General features: G+C 55.5%; 14 protein-coding genes and 1 pseudogene. 5 read left to right on the forward strand and 10 right to left on the reverse strand.

Annotation, left to right across the window (positions count from 1 at the left end; all coding sequences use genetic code 11):
• Nucleotides 1-182: 182 nt before the first annotated feature.
• From thyA to rppH, 4 genes are all read right to left on the reverse strand, one after another.
• A complete protein-coding gene (gene thyA / locus AK59_RS0115850; protein ID WP_013098550.1) occupies nt 183-977 on the reverse strand; it encodes a thymidylate synthase in 795 nt (264 codons plus the stop codon).
• Between the two features lie 6 nt (nt 978-983).
• Entirely contained in the window at nt 984-1,859 is an 876-nt protein-coding gene (gene lgt / locus AK59_RS0115855; protein ID WP_013098551.1) for a prolipoprotein diacylglyceryl transferase, read from the reverse strand.
• A gap of 348 nt (nt 1,860-2,207) precedes the next feature.
• Nucleotides 2,208-4,454, reverse strand: a complete 2,247-nt coding sequence (gene ptsP, locus AK59_RS0115860) for a phosphoenolpyruvate--protein phosphotransferase (RefSeq protein WP_013098552.1) — start codon at nt 4,452-4,454, stop codon at nt 2,208-2,210.
• A gap of 12 nt (nt 4,455-4,466) precedes the next feature.
• Entirely contained in the window at nt 4,467-4,997 is a 531-nt protein-coding gene (gene rppH, locus AK59_RS0115865) for an RNA pyrophosphohydrolase (protein WP_029883214.1), read from the reverse strand.
• 442 nt (nt 4,998-5,439) lie between these two features.
• Between rppH and AK59_RS1000000125280 the strand changes: the two are divergent.
• The 4 genes and pseudogenes from AK59_RS1000000125280 to AK59_RS0115880 form a co-directional block, all read left to right on the forward strand.
• A pseudogene (locus AK59_RS1000000125280) lies at nt 5,440-5,526 on the forward strand (hypothetical protein); the annotation flags it as partial.
• Nucleotides 5,527-5,680: 154 nt separating this feature from the next.
• Nucleotides 5,681-6,373: a DNA mismatch repair endonuclease MutH gene (gene mutH / locus AK59_RS0115870; RefSeq protein ID WP_013098554.1), complete on the forward strand. Its 693-nt coding sequence runs from the start codon at nt 5,681-5,683 to the stop codon at nt 6,371-6,373.
• Between the two features lie 128 nt (nt 6,374-6,501).
• Nucleotides 6,502-6,720 (forward strand): YgdI/YgdR family lipoprotein, encoded by a 219-nt coding sequence (locus AK59_RS0115875; RefSeq protein ID WP_013098555.1) that lies wholly within the window; start codon nt 6,502-6,504, stop codon nt 6,718-6,720.
• Between the two features lie 132 nt (nt 6,721-6,852).
• Nucleotides 6,853-7,893, forward strand: coding sequence for an NADP(H)-dependent aldo-keto reductase (locus tag AK59_RS0115880; protein ID WP_029883215.1), 1,041 nt, complete (start codon nt 6,853-6,855; stop codon nt 7,891-7,893).
• 90 nt (nt 7,894-7,983) lie between these two features.
• Here AK59_RS0115880 and lplT read toward each other — a convergent pair whose 3' ends face one another.
• Both lplT and aas read right to left on the reverse strand, forming a co-directional pair.
• Nucleotides 7,984-9,177 (reverse strand): lysophospholipid transporter LplT, encoded by a 1,194-nt coding sequence (gene lplT, locus AK59_RS0115885; RefSeq protein ID WP_029883216.1) that lies wholly within the window; start codon nt 9,175-9,177, stop codon nt 7,984-7,986.
• Entirely contained in the window at nt 9,170-11,329 is a 2,160-nt protein-coding gene (aas, locus tag AK59_RS0115890) for a bifunctional acyl-ACP--phospholipid O-acyltransferase/long-chain-fatty-acid--ACP ligase (RefSeq protein WP_023620431.1), read from the reverse strand. Before aas ends, lplT begins: the two co-directional genes overlap by 8 nt.
• Nucleotides 11,330-11,751: 422 nt before the next feature.
• Between aas and galR the strand changes: the two genes are divergently transcribed.
• Nucleotides 11,752-12,768: an HTH-type transcriptional regulator GalR gene (gene galR, locus AK59_RS0115895; protein WP_013098559.1), complete on the forward strand. Its 1,017-nt coding sequence runs from the start codon at nt 11,752-11,754 to the stop codon at nt 12,766-12,768.
• On the opposite strand, the gene AK59_RS0115900 is transcribed toward galR, so the two are convergent.
• From AK59_RS0115900 to AK59_RS0115915, 4 genes are all read right to left on the reverse strand, one after another.
• The gene (locus tag AK59_RS0115900) at nt 12,729-13,205 is read right to left on the reverse strand and encodes a GNAT family N-acetyltransferase (RefSeq protein ID WP_029883217.1); all 477 of its coding nucleotides are present in this window, start codon (nt 13,203-13,205) and stop codon (nt 12,729-12,731) included. The two genes, galR and AK59_RS0115900, sit on opposite strands and share 40 nt — an antisense overlap.
• Nucleotides 13,202-13,975 (reverse strand): GntR family transcriptional regulator, encoded by a 774-nt coding sequence (locus AK59_RS0115905; RefSeq protein ID WP_013098561.1) that lies wholly within the window; start codon nt 13,973-13,975, stop codon nt 13,202-13,204. Before AK59_RS0115905 ends, AK59_RS0115900 begins: the two co-directional genes overlap by 4 nt.
• 90 nt (nt 13,976-14,065) lie before the next feature.
• Complete coding sequence (locus AK59_RS0115910; protein ID WP_029883218.1) at nt 14,066-15,493, reverse strand: glycoside hydrolase family 1 protein; 1,428 nt, start codon at nt 15,491-15,493, stop codon at nt 14,066-14,068.
• A 7-nt stretch (nt 15,494-15,500) separates the two neighbouring features.
• Nucleotides 15,501-16,037, reverse strand: a 537-nt coding sequence (locus AK59_RS0115915) for a PTS transporter subunit EIIC (RefSeq protein ID WP_029883219.1), incomplete at its 5' end; no start/stop codon positions are given.

Here is a 16,037-nt window from a genome sequence, read left to right on the forward strand (position 1 = left end):
CGGGAGTGTGGCGAAACGCCGTGAACATGACGAGCCGCAATTCGGGGTTTTACGAGGCGTTATCCAGAGAATGTTATCCGTTGCAGCGCGTTGCACGCCGACTGGATAACGCCTCGGGAAACAGAGTACAGACGAAAAAAAACCGGCGCGTAAATGCGCCGGTTATGTAACGATTTGCTGTATCAGATTGCGACAGGCGCTTTGATGCCCGGATGCGGGTCGTATCCCTCAATCTCGAAGTCGTCAAAGCGGTAATCGAAGATCGATTCCGGTTTACGTTTGATAATCAGCTTCGGCAGTGCACGCGGCTCACGGGTCAGCTGGAGATGCGTCTGTTCCATGTGGTTGCTGTACAGGTGCGTATCCCCACCGGTCCAGACAAAATCGCCCACTTCCAGATCGCACTGCTGGGCCATCATATGTACTAACAGCGCATAGCTGGCGATGTTAAACGGCAGGCCGAGGAAGACATCGCAAGAGCGCTGGTAAAGCTGGCAGGAGAGTTTGCCATCAGCCACATAGAACTGGAAGAACGCATGGCACGGTGCCAGCGCCATTTTATCCAGCTCACCCACGTTCCAGGCAGAAACGATAATACGGCGCGAGTCCGGGTCGTTTTTCAGCTGGTTCATCACGGTGGTGATCTGGTCAATATGGCGGCCATCAGGCGTTGGCCACGCACGCCACTGCTTGCCGTACACCGGGCCCAGATTGCCGTTTTCATCTGCCCATTCGTCCCAGATAGAGACATTGTTTTCGTGCAGATAGGCAACGTTGGTATCGCCTTGCAGGAACCAGAGCAGTTCATGAATGATCGAGCGCAGGTGGCAGCGCTTTGTCGTCACCAGGGGGAAGCCTTCTTGCAGGTTGAAGCGCATCTGGTGGCCAAAAATGGAGAGCGTGCCGGTTCCGGTACGGTCATTTTTCGGCGTGCCCTCGTCGAGCACTTTTTTCATCAATTCAAGATACTGTTTCATGGTTCCTCAGGAAAGTTGTTGCTGTGGACGACGACGATACGCCCAAATCATCATAATGGCACCCGCCACGATCATCGGAATGGAGAGGATTTGCCCCATGCTGATGTACTGTACCCACTCGCCGGTGAACTGCGCATCCGGCTGGCGGAAGAACTCAACGATGATACGGAACGCACCGTAGCCAATCAGGAACAGGCCGGAGACAGCCCCCATCGGGCGCGGTTTGCGGATAAACAGATTCAGGATGATAAACAGCACCACGCCTTCCAGCGCCAGTTCATAGAGCTGAGACATGTGACGCGGCAGAACGCCGTACGTATCAAAAATGGATTGCCATTCAGGATGAGACGGCAGCAGCGCCAGGTCTTCCGCGCGCGAGCCCGGGAACAGCATAGTAAAGGAAACGCTCGGGTCGACACGTCCCCACAGCTCGCCGTTGATAAAGTTGCCCAGACGACCAGCCCCCAGACCAAACGGAATCAATGGCGCGATAAAATCCGATACCTGGAAGAAGTTGCGTTTGGTGCGTTTGGCAAAAATCACCATCACCAGAATCACACCAATCAGGCCGCCATGGAAGGACATCCCCCCGTCCCAGACGCGGAACAGATAGAGCGGATCGTTGAGGAATACCGGGAGGTTATAGAACAGGACATAGCCAATACGCCCACCAAGGAACACACCGAGGAAGCCCGCGTAAAGCAGGTTTTCGACTTCGTTTTTGGTCCAGCCGCTGCCAGGACGACTGGCGCGACGGCCAGCAAGCCACATAGCAAAAATGAAGCCCACCAGGTACATCAGACCGTACCAGTGAAGCGAAACGGGTCCTACTGAGAAAATGACCGGATCAAATTCCGGAAAATGCAGATAACCACTGTTCATCTGTCACCACAAGATGTTGTTATTCCGCTGAAAGTGGACAGCGGTAGAGATGCGCCCCGGCGGTCAGCAGAGGCTCCAAAGTTGCGAATCATAGCACAAGGCGAACGCGGAGGATGCGCCAGAGATGTAAAAGATGTGTATAGAGGATGGTGTGGGATGTTGCCCTCTCCCACGGGGCAGAGGGATCCCCACCGAAAAAGTGCGCACGGACAGTTCCCTCTCCACCTGAGAGAGGGCTGGGGTGAGGGGGAACACACTGCTCTGGTGGTCATTCTGAGAGAATGCGTTATTGCTTCTGTTTATGAATCATTGTGGATCCCTCAGCCTACAGGTAGAGAGATAAAAACTTCAGCGGCCACCGCGGATCAGGCCGCCCATGCCACGTCGCTCCATAAACGCGGCGACCTGATGACGCACTTCTGTTGCCAGCTGCGCTTCAAGACTGCGCTCGGCCAGCTCGCGGGCATCATCGATGTCAATATGGCGCAGCAGGTACTTCACACGTGCGACAGCGCGGCCGTTCATCGACAGATGGCGATACCCCAGGCCGATGAGGATCGCAACGCACATTGAATCCCCGGCCATTTCGCCACACAGCCGCAAATCGATACCGTATTGTTCCGCTTCGCGGGCAATCATCGCCAGCGCCCGAATGATGGCCGGATGCAGGCTGTCATAAATACTGGCAACACGCGTGTTGTTACGATCGACGGCCAGAATATACTGCGTCAGATCGTTGGTTCCGACAGAGATAAAATCGACCCGGTTCGCCAGCTGCGGCAGCATGAAGACCATGGATGGCACTTCGAGCATCACCCCGATCCGCGGTTTGGGGATCGCGTAACCGATCATCTCTTCGACTTCACGGCCTGCACGTTCGATCAACCGTCGCGCTTCGTCGATCTCATCAATGCTGGTGACCATAGGCAGTAAAATGCTGAGGTTCCCGGTCGCCGCATTCGCGCGCAGCATGGCGCGCACCTGGATCAGGAAGATCTCAGGCTGATCCAGCGTAATGCGGATCCCACGCCAGCCCAGGCACGGGTTTTCTTCACTGATTGGCATATACGGCAGCTGTTTATCCGCCCCAACGTCCAGGGTACGCAGGGTAACCGGCTTGTCGTTAAACATCTGCAACATGCCCTGATACTGCGCAACCTGCTCCTCTTCAGAGGGAAAGCCGCTTTGCAGCATGAACGGGATTTCAGTGCGATATAAGCCGATGCCATCAATGCGGCTGCCGAGCTTCTCTTCATGCTCGGGGCTTAACCCTGCGTTGAGCATAACTTTGATGCGCTCGCCGCTTTTGAGCTGTGCAGGCAGGTCGACGTCATCTTCCGCCAGCTTGCTTAATTCATTCTCTTCACTGATAAGGCGCTGGTATTCCTGGAGCAGGACCGGCTCAGGATCGACCAGGAGCTCACCGCGATAGCCATCCACCACCAGCGTGCGTCGGTGCAGCACCGAGGGCTGAATATCGGCCCCCATAACGGTGGGGATACCCAGGGCACGAACCATAATAGCCGCATGGGAGTTAGCTGCGCCATCGCGCACCACTACACCTGCCAGCCTGTCCTGCGGCAGCTCCGCCAGCGTGGTCGCGGACAGTTCATCGGCAACCAGCACAAAGCGTTTTGGCCAGGCATTCGGCCCCTGGATCGTGTCATCAAGGTGGAACAGCAGTCGCTGGCCGAGTGTACGTAAATCTCCCGCACGCTCTTTCAGGTAACCGTCTGTCAGTGCGGCAAATTGCTCCGCAAATTTTTCGATGACCTTTTTAACGGCCCATTCCGCTACGGCACCTTTATCAACCTCGGCAAAAAGCTCACGGCGCAGACGCGCATCGGAGAGCAGGTGCGAATAGAGGTCAAAAATGGCCGCCGTCTCTTTTTGCGCCCCGGCGGCAAAGCGTTTGCTGTAACGCCGAAATTCGTTGGCTGCCTCTTCCAGCGCCGCGGTGAGGCGCTCGCGCTCAAGCGCTTCATCCAGCGTTGAGGCTTCGTACACCTGTTCCATCAGCGGCAGGGTGGCGTCCATCCAGCCTTCAGCAATCGCCACGCCAGGCGAGGCCGGCAGCGCACGAATACGCGTGTGACGGTACTGCCCAAACAGGGCGGCAAGCTGAGACTGAGAGAGGATCGCAGCCATCTGCGTGGCTAGCGTCACGAGGAAAGACTCTTCGCTTTCGTCATACTGACGCAGTTCGCGCTGCTGAACGACCAGTACGCCAAGCAGTTGACGACGCTGGATGATCGGTACGCCCAGGAAGGCGCGGAAACGCTCTTCTTTTACGGAGGGAATGTATTTAAAGCTGGGGTGCTTTTGCGCGTCGGCAAGGTTGATGGGTTCAGCCAGTCGCCCCACCAGGCCTACGATACCTTCATCAAAGGCGAGCGTAACGGTACGACCGCGTGGTTTTTTTAAACCACGGGTCGCCATTAGGTAGTAGCAACGTCGGTCATGATCGGCCAGATACACCGAACAGACTTCAGTTTCCATCGCAAGACAGATGTCAGTGACCAGAATATTCAGCGCCTCGTTCAGACGAGGCGCACTGGCCACTTTCTCGACTATTTCTCGCAAGCGGGTGAGCATGATTTGCGTAGCTTAACCTCTTTTACGTCGCCAGGCAGGTGTGCTCTGCGGCTTAGGCGGGATCTCCTGAAGCTGCATGACAACACTTGCGAACTCTTTCATCACCCTACGGTAAACATCGCGTTTAAATGACACGACCTGACGAACAGGATACCAGTAACTCACCCAGCGCCAGCCATCAAACTCCGGCGTACTGCTGGTTTGCATATTGATATCTGAATCGTTGCCCACCAATTGCAACAGAAACCACTTCTGTTTCTGGCCGATACAAACCGGCTTTGTGTCCCAACGCACCAAACGTTTCGGTAACTTGTAACGCAACCAGTTGCGGGTCGAAGCCAGGATGCGAACATCTTTTCGGCTTAAACCGACCTCTTCAAACAGCTCCCGGTACATCGCTTGTTCTGGGGACTCCCCTGGGTTGATCCCGCCTTGCGGAAACTGCCAGGAGTGCTGACCATATCGCCGGGCCCACATCACCTGGCCCTGACGATTACAAATTACTATTCCTACGTTCGGGCGGTAGCCATCGTCATCAATCACCGGACTACCCCAAACTAAATCTGATATATGAATGATTGTTTCACACTACAGGGAGGCGGTAAACCACTCTCTTACAGGCCTGCAACCTAATAACATTTGAATAACTCACAAATATGCGCAGAGTTATAAACAGATAAGCGGCAACAAGGGCAATTTTATTCACCTTTTCTGTGGATATAGTTGTGAAGAAGTATGGAATTACCGATGAACAACCTGAAGAGCCCCTCGCTACACCGTGTCACCCGCTGAAAACATTCCTATAATTTTCATTTAATTAGCTCTGTTTTTAGCGCCCCAGGAAGGAATTACGTGACGATCATCACACCTATGATCGTTATGCTGATGAAAGATCGAACAGCGTCGGTTTTATCCACAGATTGTGCCAATAAGTTAGGCACAATTTGTGTGAAAATTCGATTTTCGTCGCACGTCAAGGCTGTAAATTGAAACAGTAGTCAGGGTTATTCCCAGTTATCCCACTTTTCTGTGGATAACATGGTGTAAGATCCTGTTTATTGTCAGTGACCAGAATTGAACAACCCGTTTTTCGTTTCATAAAGAACGGTCTTTCATGACTAAAAAAACCTAGAAATCATGCACATGGCATATTCGTACAGAAAAAGTTAAACTCTATCCACAGGGGATACTTTCTTAGTTTATTTTTTAATCAAAAGGTTGCCGTCATGCTTGCGCTCTCACCCATGCTTTCTCCGCCAACAAGCGAAGCCCAGCTGCTTGGGCAGGCCCAGCGTCTGGCGGGCTTTTCGCTTGGCGAACTGGCAGCGATGGCAGGGTTGCCGATCCCAAAGGATCTGAAACGAGATAAGGGCTGGATCGGCATGTTGCTTGAGCTGTGGCTGGGGGCTAGTGCGGGGAGTAAACCCGAGCAGGATTTTGCGGCTCTGGGCGTTGAGCTAAAAACCATTCCCATAGACCGTCTGGGAAAGCCCCTTGAAACCACCTTTGTCTGCGTGGCGCCGTTAACCGGGAATACCGGCGTGACGTGGGAAACCAGCCATGTTCGCCATAAACTCAAGCGCGTGCTCTGGGTTCCGGTTGAGGGTGAACGCCAGATCCCGCTGGCTGAACGCCGGGTAGGCGCGCCGCTGCTCTGGAGTCCCGATGAAGATGAAGAGCGGCAGCTAAGGCTGGACTGGGAAGAGCTGATGGATATGATCGTCCTTGGGCAGGTAGAGCGCATCACGGCCCGACACGGAGAAGTTTTACAGCTGCGTCCGAAAGCGGCCAACAGCAAAGCCCTCACCGAGGCTATCGGCGCCAAGGGCGAACCGATACTCACGTTGCCGCGCGGCTTTTATCTCAAAAAGAACTTCACAGGTGCGCTGCTGGCTCGCCATTTCTTACTGAAAACATAGTTTTTTACTCATTTTGCGAACTATCAAACATAATCGACGGGGATTTAAGATTTTCCCCCTTTCTCCTTTCGATATATCAGGTTAATACTACACTATGATTTGATACGAGCCAGGTGAGGACGATAACGATGAAAAAATGGGCAGTGTTGATTTCAGCAGTGGGTTTAGCGTTTGCGGTATCGGGCTGTAGCAGCGATTACGTTATGGCGACGAAAGATGGCCGGATGATCCTGACCGACGGTAAACCTGAAGTCGACGATGATACCGGCCTGGTCAGCTACCATGACCAGCAGGGTAATAAAATGCAGATCAATCGCGACGAAGTTTCGCAGATTATCGAGCGATAAACAGATAAAGGTCAGTGGCTTGCTGGCCTTTTTGATTTTTTTCTTCCCCTTTTGCTTCCCCTCTGCCATGTTTATATTCCTTTGTCGGGAGGTTCCTGACGTGGTCTGTATTTCTAATGAAGGAAGCCGGCTATGCATTATCACCGTATCCCCCACAGCGCTCTGGAAATAAGCCAACTGGGGTTGGGCACGATGACATTTGGTGAACAAAACAGCGAAGCCGATGCCCATGCACAACTCGATTATGCCGTCAGCCAGGGCATTAACCTGATTGATGTTGCAGAGATGTACCCTGTACCGCCTCGTCCGGAAACGCAGGGGCTTACCGAAACCTACGTCGGCAACTGGCTCGCCAAACGCAGGAATCGCGAAAAGCTGGTTGTTGCGTCAAAAGTCAGCGGCCCCGCACGCAACAACGATGCCGGGATCCGTCCAAACCAGATCCTCGATCGCAAAAATATCCGCGCCGCGCTGGATGCCAGCCTGAAGCGCCTGCAAACCGACTATCTCGATCTCTATCAGGTTCACTGGCCGCAGCGTCCCACTAACTGCTTTGGAAAGCTGGGCTATAGCTGGAATGAGAGCGCTCCGGCCGTTACGCTACTGGAAACGCTGGAAGCCCTGGCCGAATGCCAGCGAGCTGGAAAAATCCGCTACATCGGTGTCTCTAACGAAACGGCCTTTGGCGTGATGCGCTATCTGCACCTGGCAGACAAACATGACCTGCCCCGCATCGTCACCATCCAGAATCCATACAGCCTGCTCAACCGCAGCTATGAAGTGGGTCTGGCCGAAGTGACGCAATACGAAGAGGTGGAATTGCTCGCCTATTCATGTCTGGGCTTTGGTACGTTGACAGGGAAATACCTTAACGGCGCGAAACCTGCCGGAGCGCGTAACACCTTGTTCAGCCGCTTTACCCGCTACAGCGGTGAGCAGACACAAAAAGCCGTGGCGGCCTATGTGGATATCGCGAAACGTCACGGTCTTGATCCGGCTCAGATGGCTCTGGCCTTCGTGCGTCGTCAGCCGTTTGTTGCCAGCACTCTGCTGGGCGCAACGACCATGGAACAGCTGAAAACGAACATCGAGAGTTTCCATCTGAATCTGAGTGAAGAGGTATTAGCAGAGATTGAAGCGGTGCATCAGGTATACACCTACCCGGCACCGTAATAAAAGCAAACGGCAACCTGGTTGCCGTTTTTAATGTTTGCGCCCTCTCCCGTAGGAGAGGGCCGTGGTGAGGGCGTCAGGCCGCTCTTATCAACGGCGACGCTGCCAGATCCATAATCCGGCAATCGCCAGCGCAAACAGCGCACCGAATCCTACGCCAATCCCCACCACCGGCACACCGACTTTAACGGCCAGCGAATAGAGCCCCAGCATTAACAGCATCGCCAGGTTTTCACCGAGGTTTTGCACTGCAATGGCATTCCCTGCGCCGACGGTCTGCTTGCCGCGTTCCTGCAACAGCGCATTGAGCGGCACAACGAAAAAGCCCCCCAGAATACCAATCAGGACAAGCAGCGCGTAGGCGGGTAGCAAGGCGTGTTGCAGCGAGAAGATAAGCACCACCACGCCAATCAGGATCCCCGCAGGCATGCAGCGCGCAACGGTCTCAAGCGTCACCAGCTTCGCCGCCGCGCCAGCCCCAACGACAATCCCAATCGCCACCATTGCGTTAAGATAAGTTGGTGTCGCATTGTCAGTAATCCCCAGCGCCACCGGCACCCACAGCACCAGCAGAAAACGCAGCGTGACGCCTGCGCCCCAGAACATGCTGGTGCCCATCAGGGAGAAGCGCGTTTCACCGTTACGCCACAGCACGCGGCAGGCGTTGAAGAAACTGCCTGTCATAGGCGTAAAGCGCCAGGATTGCCCCGGGCGAGCCACCGGCAATTTTGGAATAAACAGGTTGGCTACCACCGCCCCGCCATACACCACTGCACACACGCTCAGCGCCGCCAGCACATGCCAGTCAGCCAGTACGCCCCCTGCGACAGAACCGAGCAGGATCGCCGCAATGGTAGAGGACTCCATCAGCCCGTTGGCTTTCACCAGCTTATCGCCGGTCGTGAGTTCCCCCAGGATGCCATACTTCGCCGGGGAGTACGCCGCTGCGCCAATGCCCACCAGCGTGTAGCCGATAAACGGGTTAATACCAAAACAAATACTGGCGGCGCCCAGCAGTTTAAGGCCGTTCGCAAACATCATCACCCGGCCTTTCGGGAAGCTGTCCGCCACCTGTCCGACAAACGGAGCGAAAATAATGTAAGCACCCACAAACACCATCTGCAGGATGGGCTGGCTCCAGTCCGGATAAAACTCGGCCTTCAGCAATGCCAGGGTGGCAAACAGTAACGCATTGTCACCAAAGGCAGAGAAAAACTGGGCGGCAATGACCGCCATCATGCCCTTCGACCAGAGGGAAGTGTTAGTGTGTACTGACTCACGCATTTTGCTGTTCCGCCTCGTCAACCATACCCTTCAGGGTCACGAAATCAGGCTTACCGCTACCCAGCACCGGAAGCTGCTTCAGGTAACGAATATCGCGCGGTACCGCCAGCTCAGGAATGCCATGTTCACGCGCATGCTGTAGCAACCGGTCGCGTTTCAGTTCGCTGTCGGTGGTGAACAACACCAGTGCTTCGCCTTTGCTGGCATCGCTCTTCACAACCGTAGCATGCAGCTTGTCAGCGGATACCGCTGTCGCCAGTTGCTCAACCATCTCCAGCGAGACCATCTCACCCGCAATTTTGGCGAAGCGTTTAGCCCGGCCCTGGATCTGCACAAAGCCCTGTTCATCGAAACGGACAATATCTCCGGTGTCATACCAGCCCGTCTCACTCTCGCCATTGACGTTTTCCGCCGTCGGCACTTCCAGCACGCCCGGATTTTCCACGCGCAGATAACCGTTCATCACGTTTGGCCCCTTGAGTTGCAGACGGCCACCGTCCTCAATGCCAGGTACCGCCAGCAGACGCGCATCCATTCCCGGCAGAATACGGCCCACCGTCCCCGGCTTCGCCGCCATCGGCACGTTGATCGAGACCACCGGCGCGCACTCAGTAACGCCATAGCCTTCAAGAATGCGCAGACCAAACTTGTCCTGCCAAATCTGGCGCGTGCTCTCCTGCAGTTTTTCCGCCCCGGCCACCACATAGCGCACGCGGTAAAAGTCATACGGATTGGCAAAGCGCGCGTAATTACCGAGGAAGGTTGAGGTGCCAAACAGCACGGTGCAGTTACGGTCATACACCAGCTCCGGCACAATGCGATAATGGAGCGGGCTTGGGTAAAGGAACACTTCGGCACCGGTCAACAGCGGGGTAAAAAGCCCCACCGTCAGGCCAAAGGAGTGGAACAGCGGCAGCGCCGACATGAACCGGTCATTGGCGGTAAAGTCAGCAATACTTTTAATCTGCTCCACGTTTGCCAGAATGCTCTTGTGACTGTGAACCACCCCTTTCGGGTTTCCCTCTGAGCCAGAGGTAAAGAGGATAATGGCGTCATCTTCCGGCTGCTGTTTGACCTGGGCCAGACGCGGCATCAGCAGGTGAGCGAAAATCCACAGCTTGTCACCCGCCGTCACGTCCGCTTTCAGATCTTCCAGGAAGACCCAGCGTACCTGCGTCAGCTGCTCCGGCAGGTGCCACAGCTTGCCTTTATCGAGGAACTGGCGCGAGGTGAAAACGGTATTGATTTGAGCCGCGGTGATGGCACTGGTCAGCCCTTTTACGCCCGCCGTGTAGTTCATCATCGCCGGGATCCGGCCCCGGGAAACCGCGCCAAAAATCACCGCCGCGCTGATCCCGGCGTTAGGCAGCATCAGGCCAATCTTCTCGCCTTTCTGGCTGTATTTCTCAAGGATACGTCCCACGAACAGGGTTTTGGTCAGCAGCTTGCGATAGGTGTCCGGGGTGAAGTTAATGTCTTCAATGCAGTTTTTCTTCGCGCCATAGCGGTACTGCGCCGACAGCAGAGATTCATAGAGCGTTTCGCGCGGGCGGACGGCCATCCGCGCTTCCATCATAATCTGGTGCAGCATTTCACCGGCGATTTTACGGCGGTCACGCGCACGCGGCGCGTCGGGCATCGGTAATGAGGTTGGCGGCAGAATATGCAGGGTGATTTTCGGGAACAGGCGCTGCTTCACTAACCCTTTCAGACGACTGAAATGGGTGAGCTCCGCCCCTTCAATACGCAGTGGCACAACGGTCGCTTTTGACTTCGCCGCCACAAACCCTGCCCCGTCGTAGATTTTCATCAGCGAGCCGGTGACCGAGATCCGCCCTTCCGGGAAAATCACCACCGGACGTCCCTGCTCAACCAGACGTACCAGATGTTTAATCATCATCGGTTTTGTCGGGTCGAGCGGCACAAAATCAATCAGCGGGGTGAGCCAGCGCATGTACCACTGCTGACTAATAGAGGTATAGACCGCAAACACCGGGCGCACAGGCAGAAACAGCGCCAGCAGGATGCCGTCGATAAAGGAAACATGGTTTGGTGTGATAAGTACACGCTCGCCGCGGAGCGCCGTTGCATCGCCCGTTAAACGGACGCGAAAGAGGATACGGAACAGTGTGCGAAAGAACCCAAAAAGCATCTCAACTCCCTTTGCCAGCCAGTGTGAAGGGTAAGTAAATGGTGGCAGATTACACGAGAAGTGGTACAGGAGCGACAGCAAAAATAGAGGCGAAAAAAAACCTGCGCATCCGCGCAGGTTGGTGCAAGAGATGAGTACGAAACCGTACTAAGAAATCTCACCAATCAATACCTCTGGGATCTCAACTTTATCAATGTCGTCTTCTTTCCCGCTATCGGACAATCGCAACAGCCTGAGGCAAAGTGTAACTAAAGGTTCAGATTGACATTATTCCGACATGTCTGGCCGTGTAACGATTACACCGCCGGGGTTGTGCTGCGTCACGTTTGTGGAGAGGGAAAGTGCGCCCCCCTTGAATGCACGGCGCTTTTCCGCAACACTTATTGGCGTGTAAACGCTTACCCCCACTAAGAAGGTAATGAATGGCGACAATAAAGGATGTGGCCCGTCTGGCAGGTGTTTCCGTCGCGACCGTGTCGCGCGTGATCAACGACTCCCCAAAAGCCAGTGACGCATCACGCCAGGCGGTGCAAAACGCCATGGAATCTCTGAACTACCATCCCAATGCTAACGCTCGTGCGCTCGCTCAACAGTCAACCGAAACCATCGGGCTGGTTGTCGGTGATGTCTCTGACCCCTTTTTCGGCGCCATGGTGAAAGCGGTTGAGCAGGTTTCTTATCAGACCGGGAATTTTTTGCTGATCGGCAATGGCTATCACAATGAACAAAAAGAACGCCAGGCTATCGAGCAACTGATCCGCCACCGCTGCGCGGCGCTGGTTGTCCATGCCAAAATGATCCCCGACGCCGAACTCATTCATCTGATGAAGCAGATCCCCGGCATGGTGATCATCAACCGGATTATTCCCGGGTTTGAGAAACGCTGCGTGGCGCTCGACGACCGCTACGGTGCCTGGCTTGCCACCCGCCATCTGATTCAACAGGGTCACACCCGCATTGGTTATCTCTGCTCAAACCACCCCATTTCCGATGCCGAAGATCGCCTGCAGGGGTATTACGATGCCCTGCGCGAAAACGGTCTGCCGTGCAATGACCGGCTGGTGGCTTACGGTGAACCCGACGAGAGCGGCGGCGAACAGGCAATGACAGAGCTGTTAGGACGTGGAAGGAACTTCACCGCTGTCGCCAGCTATAACGACTCGATGGCAGCCGGGGCAATGGGGGTGTTAAATGACAACGGGATTGAGGTACCGGGAGAAATTTCCCTTATTGGCTTCGATGATGTGCTGGTCTCCCGCTACGTGCGCCCTCGCCTGACCACCGTCCGCTACCCCATTATCACCATGGCCACGCAGGCGGCCGAGCTGGCGTTAGCACTCGCCGAGCAGCGTCAGCCACCGGAAATCACCCACCTGTTTAGTCCAACGTTAGTGCGCCGTCACTCTGTTGGGGCACCCGCCGAAGCCCCGGACGAATAGCGATAGAGATGTACCGTTTTGTCCGGGTACTCCAGCGCATCGCCGATATACTGCCAGCCGTAACGTTCGTAGAAGTCACGGCAGGCAGACCAGAGATGCAACGTGTCATACCCGGCCTGTGCGGCATAGTGGATAACATGCTTTTGCAGCAGCCCCGCCAGCCCCTTGCCTCGCGCCGCATCATCCACATACAGGGCTGCCAGCCAGGGGCAAAGATCCTGTCGGGTGATCAGATCGCAGCGCCAGAGCCCCACGGTGCCTACAAGCTGTTCGTTCTCCAGGGCAATAAAGGTCAGCGGTAATGCGCCCGGCGTCTGGCTGTGCTCAACAATACTGTGGAAAAACGCCCGGGGCAGGCCGTCGCCAAAGGCCTGCCAGATCCAGTAGGTCACCTGCTCCGCATACTGCGGTGCGGCGTAGAGCGGCAGAATAGTCATACCAGCTTCCCCTGGAAAATAGGCACAGATTCAAAGAGATAGCCGTCAAAGTCCGGCGCGTCTTCGTCTGAGAGTTCAAGTAAGCTTTTTTTCACGTTTTCCAAATGCTGGAACATTGCCTGCCAGGCGCCCATGACGTCACGGCGGCGCAGCGCGGCCAGGATGGTTTGCCGGTCACCCAGCCATTTCAGGCGGTACGCGCGGCTGGCGATGTGGCCATTAAACTGCTGCCACAGCGGACTGCTGTCCATGTGATGCCAGATACTCTCCACCGTCGCCAGCAGCATCTGATTTTGCGTCGCGCCCGCCAGGACCAGATGGAACATCTTATTGTTGTCCTGACTATTATCGTCGGCGGCAATCGCGCGTTGCTCCTGCTCGATAATACGGCGCAGATTGTCGATGTCTGCACGGGTCGCCATTTTGGCGGCAAACGCGGCAATATTGCTTTCGAGGAGCTGACGGGCCTGTAAAATCTCAAACGGCCCCACGTCGCTATTGAGAAAACGCTCTTCTTCGTTTTCATGCTCTTCGGGGATGCGCATCACATAAACACCGGAGCCCTGGCGAATATCCACCGTGCCCTGCAACTCCAGCATCAGTAAGGCCTCGCGCACGATGGTGCGGCTTACGCCGTACTTCTCGGCAATATTGCGCTCAGGAGGAAGGCGCGAACCAACGGGATAGTGCCCCTGGATAATCTGCGCCCGTAAATCCTCGCCAATTTCCTGGTACTGTTTTTTTTCCGGCAGGATGACAGCCTTATCCACGTTTTCACCTGTTTTTTCAGTTAATGCGCAGACCGGGCGTCCTCCCGGCCAGTTTGTGCGCTATTTTACCAGAACCGGCATGCTTTTCGCCTACTTCCATTCATCATCAACCTGAAGCGTGAGCCTCCGCGTATCGCGTAGCTGCCGGAACCAGGAGGCTGATTTTTTTGCACGTCTGGCACGCTGGTTATCCAGATCGATCTCAATCAACCCGTAGCGGTTTTTAAACGCGTTCATCGGCGAGACGTTGTCGGTAAATGCCCACAGCATATAGCCATGGCAGTTCGCCCCCTCCTCCCGCGCCAGCAGTGTGTAGTAGAGGTGTTCGCTGATGAAATCGATGCGGTAAGTGTCGTCGATAATCCCATCGCGATTGCGAAATTGCGCTTCGTTTTCCACTCCCATTCCGCTTTCCGCCACGAACCAGTCGATATTGCGATAGTCTTTTTTAATCCGCATCGCCATGTCGTAAATAATGCGCGGGTAGATCTCCCAGCCGCGGGAGCGGTTCATTCGCCGCCCCGGCAGTTCAAACGGCTCGTAGTAGTATGCCGGGTGGAATGGCGTGTCCGGATGCCAGGCGCGGGAAGGTGCCTTCACACGGTGCGGGTAGTAGAGGTTAATCCCCAGTTCGTCGACGGTGTTATCCGCAATCAGCGCCAGCTCGACCGCGGTGTACTCCCACTCAACCTGATGCTGCTCCAGCAGGGTAAAAAGCTCTGCGGGATAGCGCCCGTGTACCAGCGGGTCGAGGAAGACGCGGTTGTAGAACAGATCGTACATCTCAGCGGCCCGCACGTCATGCGGTGCGCGGGAGCGGGGATAGGTCACCTCCGGGTTGAGAATACAGCCCACAGAACCGCGATGGCCTTTCTCGCGAAACAGCTTCACCACCTTTGCCGTCGCCAGCACCTTATGGTGATTCCACTGCATCCAGGTGCCGGTGTTCTGCTCATACGGCCAACGCAGCGCGTCCAGATAGACGCGGGTCTGCACGACAATCGGCTCGTTGAAGGTAAACCAGCGGGTCACTTTACCGTGGTAGCGTGCAAAGACCTTTTCCGCATAGCGGACAAACAGCTCAACCACATGCTTTGACGCCCAGCCGCCGTAGGTATCCAGCAGCACGCCCGGCAGTTCGTAATGTTCGAGGCAGATCATCGGCTCAATGCCCTGACGGTGCATCTCATCGAACAGCGCGTCGTAGTAGGCAGCGTACTCTTCATCCACCGTCGCGTTTTCGTAGTCGGTTAAAAAGCGTGACCAGTTGATCGAGGTGCGGTAGTGCGTCAGCCCCGCCTGCTTCATCAGGGCCACATCCTCGCGAAAACGGTTGATAAAATCGGTCGCCACCGCCGGGCCATAGCCGTTGTGCCAGACGTGACGGTCATTCTTGTACCAGAGATCGATCCATGAATCCTGCCCCGGCTTTTTACCGCTCCAGCCTTCGGTCTGCCAGGCCGATGCGGCCGCGCCGAGAATAAAATCCTGCGGTATGGCTATCTGTTTTGTGCTCATCGCATCCTCACGGGTTGTCAGTGGCCTGCTGTAGCGCGGCCTGCTCTGCGCGGCGTGAAGCGATTTTCACAAACGGCAGATAGATAATGACGGCAGTCACAATGCAGATGAGCTGGGTGATCACCGCCCCCATCGAACCTGCCGTAGAGAGCCAGGCGTTGATCAGCGGCGGCGTCGTCCATGGCACCATCACCACCGCTTTACCGGCAAACCCGGTCACGGTGGCGAAGTAGCCGATGGAGCCCGTCACCAGTGGAGTGATAATGAAGGGAATGGCGAGGATCGGGTTAAGCATGATTGGCATACCGAAGATCACCGGCTCGTTGATATTAAAAATCCCCGGGCCGATGGAAAGCTTGGCGATCTCTTTCATCTCTTTGCGTTTGGTGGCAATCATCACCGCGATCAGCAGGCCGATAGTCAGGCCCGAACCGCCGATGCTCATATATACATCCCAGAACGGCATGGTGATGATGTTCGGCACCTCTTTACCCTGCTCAAACGCGCTCATGTTGACGGTGATCGCCCCCAGCAGCAGCGGCTC

This window comes from Enterobacter sp. T1-1, from assembly GCF_000710795.1.
In the GTDB taxonomy this organism is placed as follows: Bacteria; Pseudomonadota; Gammaproteobacteria; order Enterobacterales; family Enterobacteriaceae; genus Enterobacter; species Enterobacter cloacae.

Bases quoted from the DNA above. Each gene is read 5' to 3' on its own strand.
- mutH (WP_013098554.1), top strand. From the start codon at position 5,681: ATGCTTGCGCTCTCACCCATGCTTTCTCCGCCAACAAGCGAAGCCCAG.
- ptsP (WP_013098552.1), bottom strand. From the start codon at position 4,454: ATGCTCACCCGCTTGCGAGAAATAGTCGAGAAAGTGGCCAGTGCGCCT.
- galR (WP_013098559.1), top strand. From the start codon at position 11,752: ATGGCGACAATAAAGGATGTGGCCCGTCTGGCAGGTGTTTCCGTCGCG.
- thyA (WP_013098550.1), bottom strand. From the start codon at position 977: ATGAAACAGTATCTTGAATTGATGAAAAAAGTGCTCGACGAGGGCACG.
- AK59_RS0115910 (WP_029883218.1), bottom strand. From the start codon at position 15,493: ATGAGCACAAAACAGATAGCCATACCGCAGGATTTTATTCTCGGCGCG.
- AK59_RS0115875 (WP_013098555.1), top strand. From the start codon at position 6,502: ATGAAAAAATGGGCAGTGTTGATTTCAGCAGTGGGTTTAGCGTTTGCG.
- lplT (WP_029883216.1), bottom strand. From the start codon at position 9,177: ATGCGTGAGTCAGTACACACTAACACTTCCCTCTGGTCGAAGGGCATG.
- lgt (WP_013098551.1), bottom strand. From the start codon at position 1,859: ATGAACAGTGGTTATCTGCATTTTCCGGAATTTGATCCGGTCATTTTC.
- aas (WP_023620431.1), bottom strand. From the start codon at position 11,329: ATGCTTTTTGGGTTCTTTCGCACACTGTTCCGTATCCTCTTTCGCGTC.
- AK59_RS0115900 (WP_029883217.1), bottom strand. From the start codon at position 13,205: ATGACTATTCTGCCGCTCTACGCCGCACCGCAGTATGCGGAGCAGGTG.
- AK59_RS0115880 (WP_029883215.1), top strand. From the start codon at position 6,853: ATGCATTATCACCGTATCCCCCACAGCGCTCTGGAAATAAGCCAACTG.